Origin of the sequence: Niveispirillum sp. BGYR6 (assembly GCF_027568365.1) — a bacterium.
In the GTDB taxonomy this organism is placed as follows: Bacteria; Pseudomonadota; Alphaproteobacteria; order Azospirillales; family Azospirillaceae; genus Niveispirillum.
Genome location: NZ_JANLNL010000010.1, coordinates 22,338 through 45,776, shown reverse-complemented (window position 1 = coordinate 45,776; position 23,439 = coordinate 22,338). Strand labels below are relative to the sequence as shown.

Sequence of the window (23,439 nt, the reverse complement as noted above, 5' to 3'; positions counted from 1 at the left end):
TGTCCGGATTACGCAGGCAGAAGCTGTCATAATTGCGCAATCTGGATAGCCGGGCCCGACAGGTGCGGCATACTCGGTATCACTATTCCCTGGTGTGGAGTGACGCCCATGAAGACGACGGAACTGGCCATCGCCCATCACCAGATCGAACCGGCCCGGCAATGGATGAGCCGGATTTGCGGCCCGCATGATCTGTCCGCCCGTCAGGGCGGGTTGCTGGAATTCCGGCACGAGGCGGTGCGCTTTCCCGATCTGGGCACGGTGATCGGCCGCATCCGGTATGGCACGGATGTCACCATCGGCGTGCGGCGGGGGGAACATTTTGAATCCTTCAGCCTCAGCCTGCCGCTGGTGGGGCGGCAGTCGCTGCATAGCGCCGGCGAGAACCATCTGTCGGATGTGCGCCGGGGGCTGATTGTCGGCCCCGACAGCGACCAGAATTTGGATATGGCTGAGGGCTGCCGGAAATTACAGGTGATCATCCCGCGCAAGGCGCTGCATCGTGTGGCGGAAAACCTGTTGAGCCGCCCGGTCGCCCAGCCGATCCGTTTTGATCCCATGATGGATTTGGGCCGCCCGGCCGTGACGGCCTGGTGGCAGATGGTGCGCCAGACGCTGGAAGGCTGGGGCCATCTGGCGGCCCTGTGCCAGATGCCGGCCATGGCGGCCGATCTGGAAATGATGTTGATCAAGGGGCTGTTGCTGGCCCAGCCCAACAACCTGTCCCCCGTTCTGGACCCGGCTGTGGCCTCTGACTGTCCGGATTTCGTCTGGCGGGTGGAACGCTATCTCAACCAGCATTTACAGGATGATATCGATCTGGCCGATATCGAGGTGGTGGCCGGTGTCTCCCGCCAGAAGCTGTATGACGCGTTTCATACCTGGCGCGGCTGTACACCGCTGGCCTATCTGAAGCGCCGCCGGTTGGAGGCGGCGCGGCAGATGATTTTGGACAGCCCGCGCACTGGCCGCACCGTGGCCTCCATCGCGCTTTCCTGGGGCTTCAACCATTTCGGCCGTTTCGCCAATGCCTATAAGGAGGCGTTTGGCGAGTTGCCCTCTGAAACCGCGCTGCGCCGCCGCGAGGGGGAGGAGATGGGGGATATCCGTTCCCGCGTGGTGGAGGGGGATTCCCCGAAGCGGCGCTTGTAATCCTGGGCGAAGCGGCCCAGATGGCTGAAACCCCAGCGCAGGGCCACCTCTGTCACCGCATCCTTGCCCTGCAACAGATCCTCCCGCGCGCGGGCCAGCCGCAGGTCGCGCAGATAATTCAGCGGCGTGGTGTTGCGATAGGTCTGAAAACCGGCATGTAGCGTGCGCACTGATATCCCCGCCTGTTCGGCGATGGTTTCCAGGCTGAGCGGCTGGGCCAGATTGGCACGGATGAATTCCTCCGCCCGGCGCACATAATAGGGGGAGACAGGGGCCGCCGATCCGCCCGCCAGGCTGCTGCTGAACGTGCTGGGCACCCCGAACAGCAGGCTGTTGAACAGGGTTGATTTGAAGGAACGCAGCGCCATCGGGTGATGCAGCGGGTGCTGGTCATCGGCCAGGGCCTGGACCAACAGCCCGATCACCTGTCGCACACCAGCACCGCCGCCAGTGGTGAAATCAAGCGCCGGGGCAAATTCCGGCATGGCAGCCGGCTCACAGCCCAGCAACTGCCGGCAATGGTTCAGCATATCCTGCGCTTCGATCCGCAGGATCACCTGCGGGCTGCCGGCGCCCCAGCGCATCCGCAAGGGCATGTTGGGGGAGACGAAGGAGGCCAGCCCGGCATGGGACACAAACCGGTGCCCCCCGCATTGGATGGTGGCTTCACCCTGCAACGGGATCTGGATCAGATAGAAATGTTCCAGCCGGCCGGGGTCGATCTCCACATCCCCGCCATATTCCAGCAGGCTTAAGGAAAGCTGGCCACGGGAGAGATGGTACATGCCGGCTTCGACGGTGGCACCGCCCTGGGCAGGGCGCAGATCATGCGGCTTGAAGACTTGCCCGACCGCCTTGCGTACCTGATCGGTTTCAGTGAAGCGAAATAATTCATGCGCCGGCTGCGCTAACAGCCGGCGCACTGATCCTCCGTCGGGAGGTGCTCCCGCAAGCAATTCCATGACCCGTACTCCCGTCCAGCGTTTGTTTTGGCTGGCCGGGGCTTTGCGCCCCCTTGATCCCAGGGGAAATGGCCATGCCTTATTTCAAATTCATCCTATTTCTCCCCGATATGGTTTGGAAGAAAAATCGTCTGTCATTGGATCAATGCTTGACTGATCAAAGTTGGGTGGATTGGTATCCGGATAGAGCCGGTCGATCTACCGCCCTTTTCAGACGTGTTGGTGGCGGCCCATGAGCTGGAAAAGGCGGAGGGCAACGACCGGTTCGGATTGCTCACACCCCATCAGCAACATGGTTGCTAAGACAGAAACGCCGCCCTGGCGGCGCGACGGGTCAATCCACATCAGCTTTCCTTCAGGCCCAGGTCGGCATTGGCAAAACGACGCCAGCAGTTTGTAGGCAGACGATTGCGTTTTGGTCGAGATCGTATGGAGATTTGATAGAGGCCGGAAATTGCTGCGAACGGCAGCGAAGTGGGTTGGAGTTGCCGAAAATCCCGGCGGGGTTCCCTGGTGTCCTATCTACCCCCGAGTCCGACCATCGGATTGAATGAGGGCGACGCGGTACCCATTCCCTTCGCTCATAAAAGGGGATATGGGCAGCAATCGTAACCTATTCTTGTTTTCAGCAAAAGCGCAGAATTCAGCCTTGCAATGTGATTTCGGTTCCAAATGGGAAAAGGTCGCCGCTGCCCAAATTCTGATCATTACTCTACTAAAAAGATATATTATGCTTTAGCATATTTAATATTGAGCGAAATTTCTTTTAAAATTAATTAAATTTTAATTTAAATCGCGACTGGCAACTAAAATTTATTTCAATTGCTTTCTTATAAACTATCCTATTGCGTGTTTGGTGTGTTTGTTTTCGATTTTATTTGGCGGCTTGTGACATCAAGGGATCGTTGATATCTTAAGGTTGTCGTCTTTTGTTGTCGGTGCTGCTTTTGGGCGATAGAACATTCCTGAATGGGGTGTTCTTATGCTTTTCAGATCGGTCAGGTGTCGCCTTGCGCAAGAAGAAAGTCGCCGTAGCTGTTGCCGCCCTGTTGATGTCCGGGGTGGGCGTGAATGCCATGGGGCAGGATGCCGGCCAGATTCTGCGTGATGTGGAGCGGAATATTCCCAAACCGCCGCCGCCGACCCCGTCTGTGCCCAATTTGGCCCCGGCACTGCCGGACGATGATTTCCTGAAAGAAGGTCAGACGGTACGCGTCACCGGCTTCAAAATCGAAGCCAGCCTGATTGCGGAAAAGGAACTTCAGGCGGAACTGGCCAGCTATGTGGGCCGGGACTGCACCCTGGGCGATCTGAAGGAGGCGGCGGCCCGCATCAGTCGCTATTACGCCAAGCGCGACCTGCTGGCGCGCGCCGTGCTGCCGCGCCAGACTCTGGAGGGGGGCATTGTCACCATTCAGGTGCTGGAAGCGCGGATGGGGCGGGTGAAGATCGACCCGACCAGTAAGGCACGGTTGAACCCGGCACAGGCGGAAGCCTTCATCCATGCGCAAAACCCCCAGGGTGACGCCGTGCGTCCCGGCGCCATCGCCACCGGCGTTTCCAATCTGGGGATCATTCCCGGCCTGCAGGCCATCGGTATTCTGGATGCCGGGGAGCAGGAGGGCACCACCGATGTCATCCTGAAAATCCAGGAACCGGCGATGTTCAGCAGCACGCTGGTGGTGGACAATAATTCGGCGGCTGAAATCGGCCGGCTGCGTGGGCTGGCCATCGCCACCCTGACCGATGCCAGTGGTTACGGCGAACAGGCGTCGCTGATCGGCCAGGCCACCAAATCTTCGCGCTATGGCCAATTGGTGGCCGGCGCGCCGGTGCTGGACGGTCGGTTCTGGCTGGAAGGGTCCGGGGCGGCCCTGGCCTATGATATTCCCCGCAGCGTCAACGTCACCCAGCCGGCGGGTAATGCCCAGACGGCGGGGTTGACGGTGCGCTGGCTGGCGCTGCAGACCAGCGGGGAGCCGGTGAACCTGTCACTTGGCGTCGAACATAAATGGACGCAGGACAAGGTGGGCGGCCTGACCACGGCCAGCAACCGGCTGGCCGGCCTGACCTTCAGCGCCCGTCGGGTCATGCGTGACCAGTGGCAGGGCGGCGGGGCCTTTGTGCTGGATGCCGCCTTGAAGGTCGGCAATGTCGATCTTTCCCGTAATGCAACGAACAAGGCGCTGGATCGCGCCACCGCCGATACCCAGGGCAATTATGCCAAGCTGACTTTGTCGGCTTCCCGGCGTCAGGCCCTGTGGCAAGGGGGGGATTTACAGATTTCCCTCTCCGGCCAGCTGGCCAGCAAGAACCTGAACAGTGCCGAACAATTCTCCCTCGGGGGGATGAGCGGCACGCGCGGCTATCCGGTCAATGCCGGCAGCGGTGACCAGGGCGCCATGCTGGGGGTGGAGCTGGGGCATATGCTGCTGGATAATCTGCGGGTCGCCACCTTCTGGGATGGCGGGCTGATCCAGCAGCATAAGGAACGCTGGACAGGCTGGGAGGGCGTTGGCTCCCCCCACAATACCTATTTCCAGCATGATGTCGGTGCTTCTGTTCAATGGTTGCCGCTTGATAATATGCAGCTGAAGACAACTTTAGCTAAGCGTGTCGGCCCGGATGCGGGTCGTGGGCTGGATTTGAAAGTAGCGAATGAGCGCCGGGCGGAAATGCGCGCCTGGATGCAACTGGTTCTGACGGTTTAAGGCAGGTGCGATGATGGCCAACCCGACCCCCCGCTCCAAAGCATCTGCCTTCCGGGCCCGCCTGCTGGGCTGTACCGCCGTTCTGTCCGTTGTGCAGGCGTTGAGCGGTGCCGCCTGGGCCCAATCCAGCCCGGCGACGGGGGCCCTGCCAACGGGTGGCCAGGTGCAGTCGGGTGCGGCCAGCATCGCCAGCACCGGCAATGCCATGACCGTCAACCAGACGACGGACAAGGCCATCATCTCCTGGCAGCAATTCAATATCGGGGCGGGTGCCAGCGTCACGTTCCAGCAGCCCAGTACCAGCGCCATGACGCTGAACCGGGTGCGCGGCGGGGAGAAATCGCTGATTGAGGGCGCGTTGCGCGCGCCCGGAACGGTCATTCTGGTCAATCCCAGCGGGGTGGTGTTTGGTGGCGGCAGCAAGGTGGATGTGGGCGGCATTGTCGCCTCCACCCTGGATATCGCGAACGAAGATTTCGAAAAGGGCAACCTTGCCTTCAAGCGCGGCACGTCTGACGGTGCCATCATCAACCAGGGCAGCATCACTGCGCGCGGCGGCTCGGTGGCCCTGCTGGCCTCTCAGATCACCAACCGGGGTTATATCCGGGCGGAACTGGGGTCGGTGGTGCTGGCGGCGGGGGAAACCGTCACCCTGCGGCCCGATGGCGGTGCTCCACTGAAGGTGGATGCCTCCCTGATCAGGGCGGAGATTGAGGCCGGCGGCATCATCCAGGCCAGCGGCGGGGCCGTTTACCTGTCCGCCCAGGCGATGAACAAGGTCAATGCCGGCGTCATCAAGGCGACCGGTGTGATTGAGGCGGACAGCCTGACCGACCAGGGCGGCAAGATCGTGCTGGATGGCAGCGGCCCGATCACCCTGCAAAGTGCCTTGTTCAGCGCCAAGGGGGCGATGGGTGGCGGCACTGTGCTGGTGGGCGATGCGGAGACGACATCCGTCACCATGGATGCCGCCAGCCATATTGATGCCTCGGCCACCGACAGTGGCAAGGGCGGTACGGTCATCGTCAACAGCCGGGATACGGAAGCCCATGGCGTGATCCTGTCCCGCGGTGGCAGCCTGTGGGGCGATGGCGGTTTTGTTGAAACGTCAGGCCATGAACTGGCCTTCGACGGGATCAAGGTGGATGTCGGTGCCGTTAAGGGCAAGGCCGGCAACTGGCTGCTGGACCCCTATGATCTGACGGTGAATGCCGCCTATGCCACGGCCATCCAGTCGGCCCTGGCTTCGGGCAATGTGACGCTGCAGACCACGAATACTGCGGTCAACAATACCGGTGTGTCTGCCGGCGGCACCACCAATGCCAGCGGCAATGGCGATATCTTCGTCAATTCCGGCATTACCTGGGCATCGGCCAATGCGCTGACGCTGGATGCCTATCGCGGCGTCACCGTCAATGCCGCCCTGTCGGGCACCAACCTGTCGGTGGTCACCAATAATGGCGGCACGGGTGGGCGTTTTGCGGCCAATGCGCCCGTGGATCTGAGCACGGGCCTGAACATCAACGCCACCGCCTACACGCTGATCAGCACGGCGGCGCAGTTGGGCAGCATCACTTCCACGGGGTCCTATGCCCTGGCCAGCAACCTGACGCTGAGCGGCGCCTGGACGCCCATCGGGTTCACCAGCACCGGCGCCAACGCCGCGCCGACATTTGCCTTTGGCGGTACGCTGGACGGGCTGGGCCATACGATCAGCGGGCTGACCTTGAGCCAGGCCGGCTGGTCCAATATCGGGCTGTTCAGTTCCGTCGGCGGTACCGGGGTGCTGGCCAATCTGGTGCTGACCAACGCCACCATCAGTGGTGGTGTGCCGACGTCGGCCACGACGGCCTGGGGTTTCCTGTCCGGACGGCTGTCCGGCACTGTTTTCAACAGCTCTGTCAATGGCACCATCGCCGGCTCCCGCCTGACGGGCCTGGGGGGGCTGGTGGGCGTGCTGAATGCCGGCACCATCCTCAACAGCCGCGGCAGTATCACAACGGCGAACGGCTCCGGCATATCAGCCATGGGTGGCCTGGCTGGGCAGGTCTCGGTCAATTCCTACATCAGCGACAGTTACGCCAATATCAACTTCGTCCTTGGTGTGTCGAATGTGCGCATCGGCGGGGTGGCGGGCGACGCGACGGGGCTGACCGTACTCAATTCCTACGCCACCGGTACGATTACGGCCACCACCAGCACCGCCAGTTTGACGCAGTATATTGGCGGGCTGGTCGGGATCAATCTTAACGGCACGATCGCCAACGCCTATGCAGCGGTCAATATCGGGCTCCAGAATGCGTCAACCCGCATTGGCGGCTTGGTCGGCAGCAGTTCAGGTCTTATCACCAACTCTTATGCGACGGGGAATATCACCCTTGGCGGCACGGGCAATCAATATGTTGGTGGTCTGGTCGGCGTCAATTCCCAGACAACCGTTTCCGTTGTCAGTGCCCGGGCTTTCAACAGCTATGCGACCGGCGATATCGCGGTTGGCAACGCGACGGCGGCCGTTGCCACCGCGCAATATATCGGCGGGTTGGCCGGACATATGCAGAATGGCGTTGTCAGTGGCAGCTTTGCCTCTGGCACCGTTTCGGTTGGCCGTTCCGCCACCTATGTCGGCGGGCTGGTCGGGTCGGCAGAAGCCTTCAATCTGACCTCATCGTCGGTGCTGGGCAGCTTTGCCACCGGGCAGGTTATTGGGGGCAGCGTCGCCAGCAATGTTGGTGGGCTGGTCGGCCGTGTCTTTGGCAGCATCCTCACTGATTCCTATTCAACCGGCAGTGTGACGGCCGGGGTCGGGTCCACTGCTGTCGGCGGTCTGATCGGTCAAGTCGCCACCAGCGGCACGGTTATAGCCACGGTTGCGAATGTCTGGTCCAGCAGCCCGGTCACGGCGGCCACTGGCATTTCCGTGGGCGGCCTGGTCGGCCTCATGGCCAGCAGTACGGTGCTTAATGCCTATTGGGATACCAGCAGCTCTGGCCAGTTGAGCGCCTTTGGCACCAGTACTGGCGGCAGCTTCTCCGCGACCGGGTTCAGCGGTGCGGCGGCCTTTTCCTCCGCCACCTACAGCAATTTCAATTTCACCACCGCTTGGTACCAGATCGAGGGTGCAACCCGGCCCTTGCTGCGGGCGCAGAATTGGACCACCATTGTCAATGCCCACCAGTTGCAGGCCATCGCCGTCAACCCCTCGGGTACCTACGTCCTTGGTAAGAACATTACCATGGCGGAACTGGCCAGTGCTTCGGGCCTGTGGAACACGGCCACCGGTTTCGTTCCCCTGGCTTTCTCCGGTTCGCTGGATGGCCGGGGATATACTGTCAGCGGCCTGACCATCAATCAGACCGCCTCGGGCAGCCTGGGGCTGTTCAGCACCATTGCCAGCACGGGTTCGGTTTCCAACCTGACCCTGACGGGCGCGAACGTGACCGGCGGTGGCAATAACCTGGGCCTGCTGGCGGGCCAGAATCTGGGCACCATCAGCGGGGTCAGTGTCAGCGGCACCATCACCGCGTCGGGCTCCGGCATCGGTTCCGTGGGCGGTCTGGTTGGTGCGAACCAGAGCCTGGTGGCCGGCAGCCATGCTGCGGCCAGCATCGTGCTGGGCAACAATGCTGTGGCGGTCGGTGGCCTGTTCGGTACCAATAGCGGCACTGTCCTGGGCAGCGACGCCAATGGCACCATCCAGACAGGCATCAGTGCCAGCCAGGTGGGCGGGCTGGGCGGCTTCCTGTCATCGGGCAGTGTCAGCGGCTCCTACGCCATGGGCACGGTCAGTGTCGGCAGTGCCAGCCAGATGGTGGGCGGGCTGGTGGGGCGCAGCACCGGTGGTATCACCGGCTCCTATGCCAACACCTCCATCCTCGCCGGCAATGGGGCGCAGCTTATCGGCGGGCTTGTCGGGGTCCATCTGACTGGCACCATCCTCAATGCCTATGCGCTGGGGGGCATTTCCGTCGCCGGAACCGGCACCAATGTGGCCGGGTTCGCCGGCCGGAATGTCGGCACCCTGGGCAATGTTTATGCCACGGGCAGTGTGGTGGCCGGAACCGGGTCCAGCAATGTCGGTGGGCTGGTGGGGACCAATGGCCTTGTCGTCAGCAACGGCTACTGGGACACAGCCACCACCGGGCTGACCGTGGGCGTCGGCACCAACAATGGCAGCGGAACGATTACTGGCTTCAGCGGGACGGCAGCCTATGCTTCCGCGACCTATGCCGGGTTTGATTTCAGTAATGACTGGTACCTGGCCGAAGGCTTTACGCGCCCCATTCTGCACAGCGAATACAACACCACCATCAACAATGCCCATCAGCTGCAACTGGTGAGCCTGAACCTGTCCGCCAGCTATACGCTGGGTGGTGACATTGATTTGAGCGAAGTGACCATCGCCCGGGACGTGTGGAACAGCGCCACGGGCTTTGTGCCCATCGGGTTCAACAGCAGCGGCAGCAATGCCAGCCCGAATAGCTTTACCGGCACCCTGGACGGCCAGGGTCATATCATCAACAACCTCTATATCAACAATACTGGCATCAGCAATGTCGCCCTGTTCGCCTCAGTGGGCAGCGGCGGCGTGCTGCGCAGCATCGGCCTGAACAGCGGCACCGTGGTGGGCGGGGGCGGCAATGTTGCCCTGCTGGCCGCCAGCAATGCCGGCACCATCGTTAACGCCTATGCCAATTTGGGCAGGCTGAGTGCGGCCAGTGGTGCCGCCAATGTGGGCGGGCTGGTTGGTGCCAACAGTGGCACGATCAGTGCTGCCTATGCCACGGCCGGCGTTACGGCAGGGGCCAGCACCAATTCGGTGGGCGGGCTGGCCGGGTATAATAGCGGCATCATCAGCGCCGTCTTTGCCACCGGCCGGGTGACAGCGGGTTCCGGGGCCGGAACGGTGGGTGCCTTTGTCGGCGGCAATGACGGCACCATCGCCACTGTCTTCTGGGACAGCAGCACCAGCGGCCAGACCGTGGGTACCGGCGGCGGCACGGGCAGCTTCGCGGGCAGCGATGTCAGCGGCACCGCCGCCTATGCCACCGCCACCTATAGCGGGTTCGACCTGACCAATATCTGGTACATGGTGGACGGCTATACGCGGCCATTCCTGCGCGCCGAATATTCCAAGACCATCAGCAACGCGCATCAGTTGCAACTGATCAGCCTGGATCTGACGGCCAGCTATCAGCTTATCGCCAACATCTCGATGAGCGAGCTGGCCCAGACGGGCGGCCTCTGGTCCTCCAAAGGCTGGGTGCCGATCGGGTTCAACACCGCCGGCAGTAACGCCACTCCCCTCACTTTCAGCGGAACGCTTAACGGCGGCGGTTATGTCATTTCCGGCATGACCATCAGCGATGCCACATCCGCCAATCTGGGGCTGTTCTCCCGTATCGACACCGTCGGACAGGTAAACAACCTGACCCTCACCGGTGCCCGCGTGACCACCGCGTCCGGTGTGTCGCAGGTCGCCCTGTTTGCAGGGCGCAATGACGGTACCGTCAGCAGCGTCTACGCTTCCGGTAGCCTTGATCTGGCCGAGACCGTCAACTCGGCCGCTGGTCTGATCGGCCTGAATGCCGGGCAGATCATTAACAGCGCCGCCAATGTAACGGTACAGATCAATGGCAAAGGCTTTGCTATTGGCGGGCTGGTCGGTTCAAATTCCGTAGGGTCTATCTACGGCGCCTATGCCACAGGCTCCATCACCGCCGGCGACGGGTCGTTTCGGATCGGCGGGTTGGTTGGGTCGTTTATTAGCGGTGGGCTCATCACCAATGCCTACAGCACTGTTAACTTGACGGTCGGGACCGGCGCCACCTTCATTGGCGGGCTTGTCGGCTATCAGACCGCCGGCACCATTTCCGCGTCCTATGCCGCCAACAGCATCAGTGTGGGGGCGAGTTCGAGCGCTGTGAGCGGGCTGGTCGGAACAGGGTCCGGCTCCTCCATGATCATCGACAGTTTCTGGGATGTGACCAAATCCGGTCTGACGGTGGGCACCACTGGCATTTCGACGTCTGGTACGATTGCCGGCCTTTCCACATCTGAATGGTTCAGCAACGGCCCGCTGGCGCAGTCTGTTTTCAGTAGCAATGGCTGGGTGCAGGGCTATCCCTATCCGGTGCTGAAGGCTTTGCCCTATATCGCCCTCACCGGGTCCGGCACCGGTACCTATGGCCAAGCGTCGAGTTCTGTCAGTATCGTCAGCGCGATTGACCAGAACGGCAACAGCATCACCAGTGGCATTTCCACCGCGGGGCTGACTTGGGCACCGGCTGTCGCCAGTGCGTCGGTCGGTACTGCCACCTTGGGCGGCAGTGGGGCCAGTTATTCCGGTGGAGTTTATCAGTTCACCTATAATGGCACGCTGACCATCACGCCCGCTGCACTGACCGTCACGGCCAGCGGGGTGACCAAGAGCTATGGCAGCTCGGTCAGCGTTACCGGCTACACCACATCCGGGCTGGTGACGGGTGACAGCATCGCCTCTGTCACGCTGCTGCCCAGTGGCGGCACCAGTGCGGGTGACGCCCTCGGCACCTATACGATCAGCGCATCCGGGGCCACGGGTACGGGGCTGTCCAACTATTCCATCACCTATGTCGGCGGGTCACTGGTGGTCAATCCGGCTGCGCTGACCATCACCGCCAGCAATGTCACCAAGACCTATGGTAACGCGGTCAGCGTCACCGGCTATACCAGCAGCGGGCTGGTCAATGGCGATACGCTGTCCGGGGTGACGCTGCAGGTCGGTGGCGGCACCGCCGCCACCGCCGATGCCGGCATTTATACGATCACGGCTTCCGGGGCGACAGGCACGGGTCTGTCGAACTATTCGATCAGCTATGCCAACGGCTCTTTGGTGGTGGAACAGGCTTCGCTGACGGTAACGGCAAGTGGTGCGACCAAGACTTATGGTAACAGCATCAGCCTGACGGGCTTTACCAGTTCCGGTCTGGTCAATAGCGACAGCATCACGGCCATTTCCCTGATCAGCGATGGGGAAGGGACGACGGCGGGCGTCGGCAATTACAGCATCACCAGCAACTGGGCGACAGGCACCGGCCTGTCGAACTATTCGATCACCTATGTCGGCGGCACTTTGGTGGTGAACCCGGCCGCCCTGACGGTGACGGCGTCGGGTGCGACGAAGACCTATGGCAACAGTGTCAGCCTGACGGGCTTTACCAGTTCCGGTCTGGTGAATAGTGACAGCATCAGTGCGGTGTCGCTGGCCAGCACGGGGTCTGGTACCACGGCGACGGTGGGTAGCTACACGATCACGGGTTCCGGTGCGACGGGCACCGGCCTGTCGAACTATTCGATCACCTACGCTGACGGCACCTTGGTGGTGAACCCGGCCTCGCTGACTGTGACGGCGTCGGGTGCGACGAAGACCTATGGCAACAGCGTCAGCCTGACGGGCTTCACCAGCAATGGTCTGGTGAATGGTGACAGCATCAGTGCGGTGTCGCTGGCCAGCACGGGTTCGGGTACCACGGCGACGGTGGGCAGCTACACGATCACGGGTTCCGGCGCGACAGGCACCGGTCTGTCGAACTATTCGATCACCTACGCTGACGGCACCTTGGTGGTGAACCCGGCCTCGTTGACAGTGACGGCATCGGGAGCGACGAAGACCTATGGCAACAGCGTCAGCCTGACGGGCTTTACCAGCAATGGTCTGGTGAATGGTGACAGCGTCAGTGTGGTTTCGCTGGCCAGCAGCGGGTCCGGCACCTCGGCCAATGCCGGCAGCTACAGCATTGTTGCCAGCGGAGCGACGGGCACGGGCCTGTCGAACTATTCGATCACCTATGCCGCCGGCACCTTGGTGGTGAACCCGGCGTCGCTGACGGTGACGGCATCGGGAGCGACGAAGACCTATGGCAACAGCGTCAGCCTGACGGGTTTCACCAGCAATGGTCTGGTTAATGGTGACAGCGTCAGTGCGGTGTCGCTGGGCAGCACGGGGTCTGGTACCACGGCGACGGTGGGCAGCTACACCATCACGGGTTCCGGCGCGACAGGCACGGGCCTGTCGAACTATTCGATCACCTACGCTGACGGCACCTTGGTGGTGAACCCGGCGTCGCTGACGGTGACGGCATCGGGAGCGACGAAGACCTATGGCAACAGCGTCAGTCTGACGAGCTTTACCAGTTCCGGTCTGGTGAATAGTGACAGCATCAGTGCGGTATCGCTGGCCAGCACGGGGTCTGGTACCACGGCGACGGTGGGTAGCTACACGATCACGGGTTCCGGTGCGACAGGCACCGGCCTGTCGAACTACTCGATCACCTATGCTGACGGCACTTTGGTGGTGAACCCGGCCTCCCTCACAGTGACGGCGTCGGGTGCGACGAAGACCTATGGCAACAGCGTCAGCCTGACGGGCTTCACCAGCAATGGTCTGGTGAATGGTGACAGCATCAGTGCGGTGTCGCTGGCCAGCACGGGGTCTGGCACCACGGCGACGGTGGGCAGCTACACCATCACGGGTTCCGGCGCGACGGGTTCGGGTTTGTCGAACTACTCGATCACCTATGCTGACGGCACTTTGGTGGTGAACCCGGCCTCCCTGACGGTGACGGCGTCGGGAGCGACGAAGACCTATGGCAACAGCGTCAGCCTGACGGGCTTCACCAGCAATGGTCTGGTGAATGGTGACAGCGTCAGTGTGGTTTCGCTGGCCAGCAGCGGGTCCGGCACCTCGGCCAATGCCGGCAGCTACAGCATTGTTGCCAGCGGAGCGACGGGCTCCGGTCTGTCGAACTACTCGATCACCTATGCTGACGGCACTTTGGTGGTGAACCCGGCCTCCCTGACGGTGACGGCGTCGGGTGCGACGAAGACCTATGGCAACAGCGTCAGCCTGACGGGTTTCACCAGCAATGGTCTGGTTAATGGTGACAGCATCAGTGTGGTGTCGCTGGCCAGCACGGGGTCTGGTACCACGGCGACGGTGGGCAGCTACACGATCACGGGTTCCGGCGCGACAGGCACGGGCCTGTCGAACTACTCGATCACCTATGCTGACGGCACCTTGGTGGTGAACCCGGCGTCGCTGACGGTGACGGCAAGTGGTGCGACGAAGACCTATGGCAACAGCGTCAGCCTGACGGGTTTCACCAGCAATGGTCTGGTGAATGGTGACAGTATCAGTGCGGTATCGCTGGCGAGCAGCGGGTCTGGTACCACGGCGACGGTGGGCAGCTACACGATCACAGGTTCCGGTGCGACAGGCACCGGCCTGTCGAACTACTCGATCACCTATGCCGACGGCACTTTGGTGGTGAACCCGGCCTCCCTGACGGTGACGGCGTCGGGTGCGACGAAGACCTATGGCAACAGCGTCAGCCTGACGGGCTTCACCAGTTCCGGTCTGGTGAATGGTGACAGCGTCAGTGTGGTGTCGTTGGCCAGCACGGGGTCTGGCACCACGGCGACGGTGGGCAGCTACACGATCACGGGTTCCGGTGCGACAGGCACGGGCCTGTCGAACTACTCGATCACCTACGCTGACGGCACCTTGGTGGTGAACCCGGCGTCTCTGACGGTGACGGCATCGGGAGCGACGAAGACCTATGGCAACAGCGTCAGCCTGACGGGTTTCACCAGCAATGGTCTGGTTAATGGTGACAGCGTCAGTGTGGTGTCGCTGGCCAGCAGCGGATCTGCTACCTCGGCCAATGCCGGCAGCTACAGCATCGTCGCCAGCAGTGCGACGGGCTCCGGTCTGTCGAACTACTCGATCACCTATGCTGACGGCACTTTGGTGGTGAACCCGGCCTCCCTGACGGTGACGGCGTCGGGTGCGACGAAGACCTATGGCAACAGCGTCAGCCTGACGGGTTTCACCAGCAATGGTCTGGTTAATGGTGACAGCATCAGTGCGGTGTCGCTGGCCAGCACGGGGTCTGGCACCACGGCGACGGTGGGCAGCTACACGATCACGGGTTCCGGTGCGACGGGCACGGGCCTGTCGAACTACTCGATCACCTATGCTGACGGCACCTTGGTGGTGAACCCGGCCTCGCTGACGGTGACGGCGTCGGGTGCGACGAAGACCTATGGCAACAGCGTCAGTCTGACGGGCTTCACCAGCAATGGTCTGGTGAATGGTGACAGCGTCAGTGCGGTGTCGCTGGCCAGCACGGGTTCGGGTACCACGGCGACGGTGGGCAGCTACACCATCACGGGTTCCGGTGCGACGGGGTCGGGTTTGTCGAACTACTCGATCACCTACGCTGACGGCACCTTGGTGGTGAACCCGGCGTCTCTGACGGTGACGGCATCGGGAGCGACGAAGACCTATGGCAACAGCGTCAGCCTGACGGGCTTTACCAGCAATGGTCTGGTGAATGGTGACAGCATCAGTGCGGTATTGCTGGCCAGCACGGGGTCTGGCACCACGGCGACGGTGGGCAGCTACACGATCGCGGGTTCCGGTGCGACGGGCACGGGCCTGTCGAACTATTCGATCACCTACACTGACGGCACCTTGGTGGTGAACCCGGCCTCCCTGACAGTGACGGCATCGGGTGCGACGAAGACCTATGGCAACAGCGTCAGCCTGACGGGCTTCACCAGTAATGGTCTGGTGAATGGTGACAGCATCAGCGCTGTGTCGCTGGCCAGCACGGGTTCGGGTACCACGGCGACGGTGGGCAGCTACACGATCACAGGTTCTGGCGCGACGGGCACGGGCCTGTCGAACTATTCGATCACCTACACTGACGGCACCTTGGTGGTGAACCCTGCTTCGCTGACAGTGACGGCGTCGGGTGCGACGAAGACCTATGGCAACAGCGCCAGCCTGACGGGCTTTACCAGCAATGGTCTGGTGAATGGTGACAGCGTGAGTGTGGTTTCGCTGGCCAGCACGGGTTCGGGTACCACGGCGACGGTGGGCAGCTACAGCATCGTCGCCAGCGGTGCGACGGGCACGGGCCTGTCGAACTACTCCATTACTTATGCCGATGGCACGCTGGTGGTGAACCCGGCGTCGCTGACGGTGACGGCATCGGGAGCGACGAAGACCTATGGCAACAGCATCAGTCTGACGGGCTTCACCAGCAATGGTCTGGTGAATGGTGACAGCGTGAGTGTGGTTTCGCTGGCCAGCAGCGGGTCTGGCACTTTGGCCAATGCTGGCAGCTACAGCATCGTCGCCAGCGGTGCGACGGGCACGGGCCTGTCGAACTACTCGATCACCTACGCTGATGGCACCTTGGTGGTGAACCCGGCGTCGCTGACGGTCACGGCATCGGGTGCGACGAAGACCTATGGCAACAGCATCAGCCTGACAGGCTTTACCAGTTCCGGTCTGGTGAATGGTGACAGCGTCAGTGTGGTATCGCTGGCCAGCAGCGGGTCTGGCACTTTGGCCAATGCTGGCAGCTACAGCATCGTTGCCAGCGGTGCGACAGGCACGGGCCTGTCGAACTACTCCATCACCTATGCCGACGGCACCTTGGTGGTGAACCCTGCCTCGCTGACGGTGACGGCGTCGGGAGCGACGAAGACCTATGGCAACAGCGTCAGCCTGACGGGCTTCACCAGTTCCGGTCTGGTGAATGGTGACAGCATCAGTGCGGTATCGCTGGCCAGCACGGGTTCGGGTACCACGGCGACGGTGGGCAGCTACACGATCACGGGTTCCGGCGCGACAGGCACGGGCCTGTCGAACTATTCGATCACCTATGCCGACGGCACCTTGGTGGTGAACCCGGCGTCGCTGACGGTGACGGCGTCGGGTGCGACGAAGACCTATGGCAACAGCGTCAGCCTGACGGGCTTTACCAGCAATGGTCTGGTGAATGGTGACAGCATCAGTGCGGTCTCGCTGGCCAGCACGGGTTCGGGTACCACGGCGACGGTGGGCAGCTACACGATCACGGGTTCCGGTGCGACGGGCACGGGCCTGTCGAACTACTCGATCACCTATGCCGACGGCACCTTGGTGGTGAACCCGGCCTCCCTGACGGTAACGGCATCGGGTGCGACGAAGACCTATGGCAACAGCGCCAGCCTGACGGGCTTTACCAGCAATGGTCTGGTGAATGGTGACAGCATCAGTGCGGTATCGCTGGCCAGCACGGGGTCTGGCACCACGGCGACGGTGGGCAGCTACACGATCACAGGTTCCGGAGCGACAGGCACGGGCCTGTCGAACTATTCGATCACCTATGCTGACGGCACCTTGGTGGTGAACCCGGCGTCGCTGACGGTGACGGCATCGGGTGCGACGAAGACCTATGGCAACAGCGTCAGTCTGACGGGCTTCACCAGCAATGGTCTGGTGAATGGTGACAGCATCAGTGCGGTGTCGCTGGCCAGCACGGGGTCTGGCACCACGGCGACGGTGGGCAGCTACACCATCACGGGTTCCGGCGCGACAGGCACGGGCCTGTCGAACTATTCGATCACCTATGCTGACGGCACCTTGGTGGTGAACCCGGCCTCGCTGACGGTGACGGCGTCGGGTGCGACGAAGACCTATGGCAACAGCGTCAGCCTGACGGGTTTCACCAGTTCCGGTCTGGTGAATGGTGACAGTGTCAGTGCGGTATCGCTGGCGAGCAGCGGGTCTGGTACCACGGCGACGGTGGGCAGCTACACGATCACGGGTTCCGGCGCGACAGGCACGGGCCTGTCGAACTATTCGATCACCTATGCTGACGGCACTTTGGTGGTGAACCCGGCGTCGCTGACGGTGACGGCGTCGGGTGCGACGAAGACCTATGGCAACAGCGTCAGCCTGACGGGCTTTACCAGTTCCGGTCTGGTGAATGGTGACAGCGTCAGTGTGGTGTCGCTGGCCAGCAGCGGGTCTGGCACCTCGGCTAATGCCGGCAGCTACAGCATCGTCGCCAGCGGTGCGACGGGCACCGGTCTGTCGAACTACTCGATCACCTACGCTGACGGCACCTTGGTGGTGAACCCGGCCTCCCTGACGGTGACGGCATCGGGTGCGACGAAGACCTATGGCAACAGCGTCAGCCTGACGGGCTTTACCAGCAATGGTCTGGTGAATGGTGACAGCGTCAGTGCGGTATCGCTGGCCAGCAACGGGTCTGGCACCTCGGCCAATGCCGGCAGCTACAGCATCGTCGCCAGCGGTGCGACAGGTACCGGCCTGTCGAACTATGCCGTCACATATGTCAACGGAACCTTGGTGGTGAACCAGGCGTCGCTGACCATTACCGCCAGCGACGCCGTGAAAGCCTATGGTGGTACTTTAGGGTTGACTGGCTATAGCGCCAGCGGTCTGGTGAATGGTGACAGTGTCAGCGCCGTGCAGCTGGTCAGCGATGGCAGTGCGGCCAATGCCGCCATCGGCCGCTACACGATCCAGGCCAGCAACGCCACCGGGGCTGGGCTTTCCAATTATGTCATCAACTATGCTGCCGGCACCCTGACCGTGGGTAAGGCCATCCTGACCGTGACGGCCAATGATGCGACCAAGATCTATGGCAGCAATGGCAGCCTGTCCGGCTACAGCGTTGCCGGCTTGCTGGATGGTGACAGTGTCAGCGGCGTGACACTGACCAGCGGTGGGCTGGGTACTGCGGCCACAGTGGGCAACTACGCCATCAATGCCAGCAACGTTACTGGCGCAGGGCTGGATAATTATGCCGTCACCTATATCGGTGGCACACTGAGTGTGACGCCGGCCAACCTGACCATCAGCGCCGGCAGCAGTGTCAAGACCTATGGCAATACCGCTAGTCTGACGGGCTTCAATGTCGCCGGACTGGTGAATGGGGACAGCGTCAGCGCCGTCACCCTGTCCAGCCTGGGGGCGGATGCGCGGGCGGCGGCCGGTTCCTATAGCGTCAATGCCGCCGATGCCGTGGGGACGGGGCTTTCCAACTACAACATCACCTATGCCGGCGGTACATTGACGGTCAATCGTGCGGCCCTGGTGATCGCGGCCAGTAATGCCGCCAAGACCTATGGCAATGGGGTCAGCCTGACCGGCTACAATACTGTTGGTCTGGTGAATGGTGACAGCGTGGGCAGTGTGGTGCTGTCCAGCGCTGGCGCTGGCGCAGCCGCCGCTGTTGGCAGCTATTCGATCACAGGGTCGGGCGCCACAGGGACAGGGCTTTCAAACTACAACATCACCTATGTCGGCGGCACGCTGACGGTCAATCGGGCGGCTTTGACCATTGTTGCGGCCGATGCTGCCAAGACCTACGGCAATGCCGTCAGCCTGACCGGTTATAATACCGCCGGACTGGTGAATGGCGACAGCGTGGGCAGCGTGGTGCTGTCCAGTGCCGGTACCGGTGCCAGCGCGACGGTTGGCAATTATGCCATTACCGCTTCGGGCGCTACCGGCAACGGCCTGTCGAACTATGACATTACCTATGTCGGTGGGGCGCTGACGGTCAATCGTGCCGGCTTGACCATTGTTGCGGCGGATGCCGCCAAGACCTATGGCAATAGCGTCAACCTGACGGGCTTCAGTTCCATCGGTCTGGTGAACGGCGATAATGTGGGCAGCATTACACTGTCCAGTGCCGGTACGGGTGCGGCGGCGGCAGCCGGCAGCTATGGCATTACCGCCACGGGTGCGACGGGTACGGGCCTGTCAAACTACGACATCACCTATGCTGGCGGCACATTGACGGTCAATCGGGCAGCCCTGGTGATTGCCGCCAGTAATGCCGCCAAGACCTATGGCAATGCGGCCAGCCTGACCGGCTACAATACTGTTGGTCTGGTGAATGGTGACAGCGTGGGCAGCGTGGTGCTGTCCAGCGCTGGCGCCGGCGCGGCCGCCGCTGTCGGCAGCTATTCGATCACAGGGTCGGGCGCCACGGGGACAGGGCTGTCGAACTACAACATCACCTATGTCGGCGGCACGCTGACGGTCAATCGGGCGGCTTTGACCATTGTTGCGGCCGATGCTGCCAAGACCTATGGCAATGCCGTCGGCCTGACCGGTTATAATGCCGCCGGACTGGTGAATGGCGACAGCGTGGGCAGCTTGGTGCTGTCCAGTGCCGGTACCGGTGCCACCGCGACGGTTGGCAATTATGGTATTACCGCCTCGGGCGCTACCGGCAACGGCCTGTCGAACTATGACATTACCTATGTCGGTGGGGCGCTGACGGTCAATCGGGCGGCTTTGACCATTGTTGCGGCGGATGCTGCTAAGACCTATGGCAATGCCGTCAGCCTGACCGGTTATAATGCCGCCGGTCTGGTGAACGGCGACAGCGTGGGCAGCGTGGTGCTGTCCAGTGCCGGTACCGGTGCCACCGCGACGGTTGGCAATTATGGTATTACCGCCTCGGGCGCCACCGGCAACGGCCTGTCGAACTATGACATTACCTATGTCGGTGGGGCGCTGACGGTCAATCGTGCCGGCTTGACCATTGTTGCGGCGGATGCCGCCAAGACTTATGGCAACAGCGTCGGCCTGACGGGCTTCAGTTCCATCGGGCTGGTTAACGGCGATAATGTGGGCAGCATTACACTGTCCAGTGCCGGCACGGGTGCGGCGGCGGCAGCCGGCAGCTATGGCATTACCGCCACGGGTGCGACGGGTACGGGCCTGTCGAACTACGACATTACCTATCTGGGGGGCACGCTGACGGTGAACCGTGCGGCCCTGGTGATTGCTGCTTCCAACGCCAGCAAGACCTATGGCAATGCGGCTGGTCTGACCGGCTATAACGTGGCCGGTCTGGTGAATGGTGACAGCGTGACAGGTGTGGCCCTGTCCAGCGGGGGCGCTACGGCGACGGCTGTCGTTGGCAGCTATGGCATCACCGCCTCCAGCGCCACCGGCAGCGGTCTGTCCAACTATGACATCAGTTATGTTGGTGGCACGCTGACGGTTAATCGCGCGACATTGGTTGTTGCTGCCACCAACGCCAGCAAGACCTACGGCAATGTCGCCGGCCTCACCGGCTATAACGCCGTTGGGCTGGTGAATGGTGACAGTGTGGGCAGCGTGGCTCTGTCCAGCGGGGGTGTTGCGGCAACGGCAGGGGTGGGCAGCTATGGCATCACCGCCTCCGGTGCTATCGGCAACGGCCTGGCAAACTATGCCATCACCTATGTCGGCGGCACCCTGGTGGTTAATCCGGCGGCCTTGACCATCATTGCCGCCGATGCCAGCAAGGTGGCCGGTACGGATCTGGCATTGACCGGTTTCAGCGCCAATGGACTGGTCAATGGTGACAATGTGGCCACAGTGACCCTGGCCAGCCCTGGCACGCCGGCCAGCGCGGTGGCGGGCACCTATGCGATCAGTGCCAGCAATGCCGCCGGTACAGGTTTGGGCAATTACACCATCCGTTATCAGGACGGTCAGCTGACCGTCACGCCGGCAGCCCCGACCCTGACCACCAGCGCCGTGCAGCGTATCGTTGTGTCGGCCGTGGTGCCCACGGTGGCCATCACCGCCAACGTTGCCGTCACCACCAACGTTGCCGTCACCACCAACGTGGCGACCGGCAATGTGTCTGGCCCCAGCGTGTCGGCGGGCAGCAGTACACCCACCACGACCAGCAGCAGCACGGGCTCTTCTACTGGTTCCCCGGCTTCCTCCACAACCAGCTCCTCTTCATCTTCGTCCTCTTCCTCTTCCTCTTCCTCTTCCTCTTCCTCTTCCTCTTCCTCTTCCTCTTCCTCCAGTGGCGGCGGCAGCGGTACCAGCACCGATAACGCTGCTTCGTCGGGCGGAACGGAGAGTGGAAGCGCCAAGGGCGAAGCGCTGCCGATCCTTGTCAGTGGTGCCGGCAGTGGCGAGAATGTCTATAGTCAGATCCAGATGACCTCCGACCCGATCAAAGGCACAGAGAATAATGAGCGCCAGCAATAATACCGACTTGTCGATCCCCATCGTGGAACGGAGCGGGGCGGTGCTGATGGAGATCGGCCGTCGCGTGCCCGCCTTTGCCCAGGGCTTGCACTTGCAATCGACCGGCCAGTTGGATCAGGCCCGCAGCCTGTTTCTGCAACTGACCGAACGGCCGGAACTGACGGCACCCGCCCTCCACCAGCTGGGCGTGATCGCTGCCTTCCAGGGCGATAATGGTCGCGCCGCCGGTCTATTTGAACATGCCATGAGGCTGGAGCCGGCCGAGCCGCTTTATTATTGCTCGCTCGGCACTGTGTTCGAACGGATGGGCGACCTGCCGCGCGCCGTGGCCGCCATGGTCAACCTGGCGGTGATGCTGCAGACCCAAGGCAAGCATGAAGATGCCATTCCGCTTTATCGCCGCATCCTGCACCTCTCGCCGCTGAATTATTCGGCCTGGGTCAATATGGGCACCGGTCTGGCCTGGACCAACCGCTCGCGCGAGGCGGTGGTACCGCTGATTATCGGCGTCATCCTGTTCGGCCGCTTCCTGCCCGAGGCGCGGGAACTGGGAGAACGGCTGCTGGCCGATATCGGCGACCGGCTGCCGGAACTGACGGCCGCCTTGGCCGTGCTGCCCGACGGACTGCCCGATGGCCGTCTGGAACGGCTGGAGGAGGTGTTGCAGACGCTGGATAAGGCGCTGCGCACGGCGGGGTTCATTGATGCCACCGCTGCTTCGCTGACCGTGGCCCTGAAGCTGGCGCCCGGCAATGCGCTGGCCCGCTGGAACCATTCGCTGGCCTGTTTGGCGCGGGGCGATTATGCCCAGGGTTGGGCTGATTATGAATGGCGCTGGGTCTGGGACCAGTTCCCCGAACCGCGCCGGATGCTGGGGGCCCCGCAATGGCGCGGGGAGGAGCTGACCGGCAAGCGCATCTATATCTGGGGCGAGCAGGGCTTCGGCGACATCCTGCAATTCACGCCGCTGGCGCAGATTCTGGCCGACCGCTATGGCCCGGATGAGGTGGTGCTGGAGGTTTCCGCCCCGCTGGTGCGGATGTTGTCTGCCGTGTTGGACCGGCCCGGTATGCGGGTAATTTCCCGGCCCGACAATCCGCACCGGTTCGGGGTAGAAGAGAGCTTTGATTACCATATCCCTTTGTTAAGCCTGCCGCATTTCCTGTCCCTGCGGGTGCCGGACCTGCCCCTGCTGCCCGGCTGGCTGCAATTGCCGGAAGCGGAGGTGGCGCGTGGCGCCACCCTGCTGCCCCCGGCCCAGCCCGGTAAGCGGCGCATCGGCGTGGTCTGGGCCGGCCGGCCGCAGCATTCGGAAGATTCCCGCCGGTCGCTGCCGCTGGCTCTGCTGGGGTCGGTGCTGGATGCCGTACCGGATGCGCAGTGGATTTCGCTGCAGGTGGGCAACCGGGCGGGGGATGCGTTGGCCTTCCGCGGCCGCCTGCATGACATCAGCGGGGCGTTGCAGGATTTCATCGACACGGCCGCGGTGATCGCCAATTTGGATCATGTGGTGGCGGTGGATACCGGTGTCGCGCATCTGGCCGGTTCCATGGGCAAGCCGGTATCACTGCTGCTGGCCCATTCGGTGGATTGGCGCTGGGAAATCGGCACAACCCATTCCCCCTGGTACCCCAACCACCGCATCCACCGCCAGCCTGACCTGGGCGACTGGGCCAGCGTGATCAAAAGTCTGCGCGACGAACATGCAGCGTGGGCGGGGGAGATGGAGAAAGCGGCTTCTTGAAGTACGGGGGCGTTA

Annotated in this window: 4 protein-coding genes and 1 pseudogene; 4 read left to right on the top strand and 1 reads right to left on the bottom strand. The window is 62.4% G+C overall.

The window, feature by feature from the left end:
• The first annotated feature begins 108 nt into the window (after positions 1-108).
• Positions 109-1,152 carry an AraC family transcriptional regulator gene (locus tag PCJ49_RS18660; protein WP_269912274.1) on the top strand — a complete coding sequence of 348 codons (1,044 nt, stop codon included), beginning with the start codon at positions 109-111 and terminating at the stop codon, positions 1,150-1,152.
• A 14-nt stretch (positions 1,153-1,166) separates the two neighbouring features.
• Here the strand turns inward: PCJ49_RS18660 and PCJ49_RS18655 are convergent.
• Positions 1,167-2,114: pseudogene (locus tag PCJ49_RS18655) on the bottom strand (AraC family transcriptional regulator); the annotation flags it as partial.
• A 1,010-nt stretch (positions 2,115-3,124) separates the two neighbouring features.
• Between PCJ49_RS18655 and PCJ49_RS18650 the strand changes: the two are divergent.
• From PCJ49_RS18650 to PCJ49_RS18640, 3 genes are read left to right on the top strand one after another with little or no spacing between them, the layout of a single operon-like run.
• Positions 3,125-4,825, top strand: coding sequence for a ShlB/FhaC/HecB family hemolysin secretion/activation protein (locus PCJ49_RS18650; RefSeq protein WP_269912273.1), 1,701 nt, complete (start codon positions 3,125-3,127; stop codon positions 4,823-4,825).
• A 10-nt stretch (positions 4,826-4,835) separates the two neighbouring features.
• Positions 4,836-21,680 carry an MBG domain-containing protein gene (locus PCJ49_RS18645; RefSeq protein ID WP_269912272.1) on the top strand — a complete coding sequence of 5,615 codons (16,845 nt, stop codon included), beginning with the start codon at positions 4,836-4,838 and terminating at the stop codon, positions 21,678-21,680.
• Positions 21,664-23,424, top strand: coding sequence for a tetratricopeptide repeat protein (locus PCJ49_RS18640; protein WP_269912271.1), 1,761 nt, complete (start codon positions 21,664-21,666; stop codon positions 23,422-23,424). Before PCJ49_RS18645 ends, PCJ49_RS18640 begins: the two co-directional genes overlap by 17 nt.
• Positions 23,425-23,439: the final 15 nt, after the last annotated feature.

Bases quoted from the DNA above. Each gene is read 5' to 3' on its own strand.
- PCJ49_RS18645 (WP_269912272.1), top strand. From the start codon at position 4,836: ATGATGGCCAACCCGACCCCCCGCTCCAAAGCATCTGCCTTCCGGGCC.
- PCJ49_RS18640 (WP_269912271.1), top strand. From the start codon at position 21,664: ATGAGCGCCAGCAATAATACCGACTTGTCGATCCCCATCGTGGAACGG.
- PCJ49_RS18660 (WP_269912274.1), top strand. From the start codon at position 109: ATGAAGACGACGGAACTGGCCATCGCCCATCACCAGATCGAACCGGCC.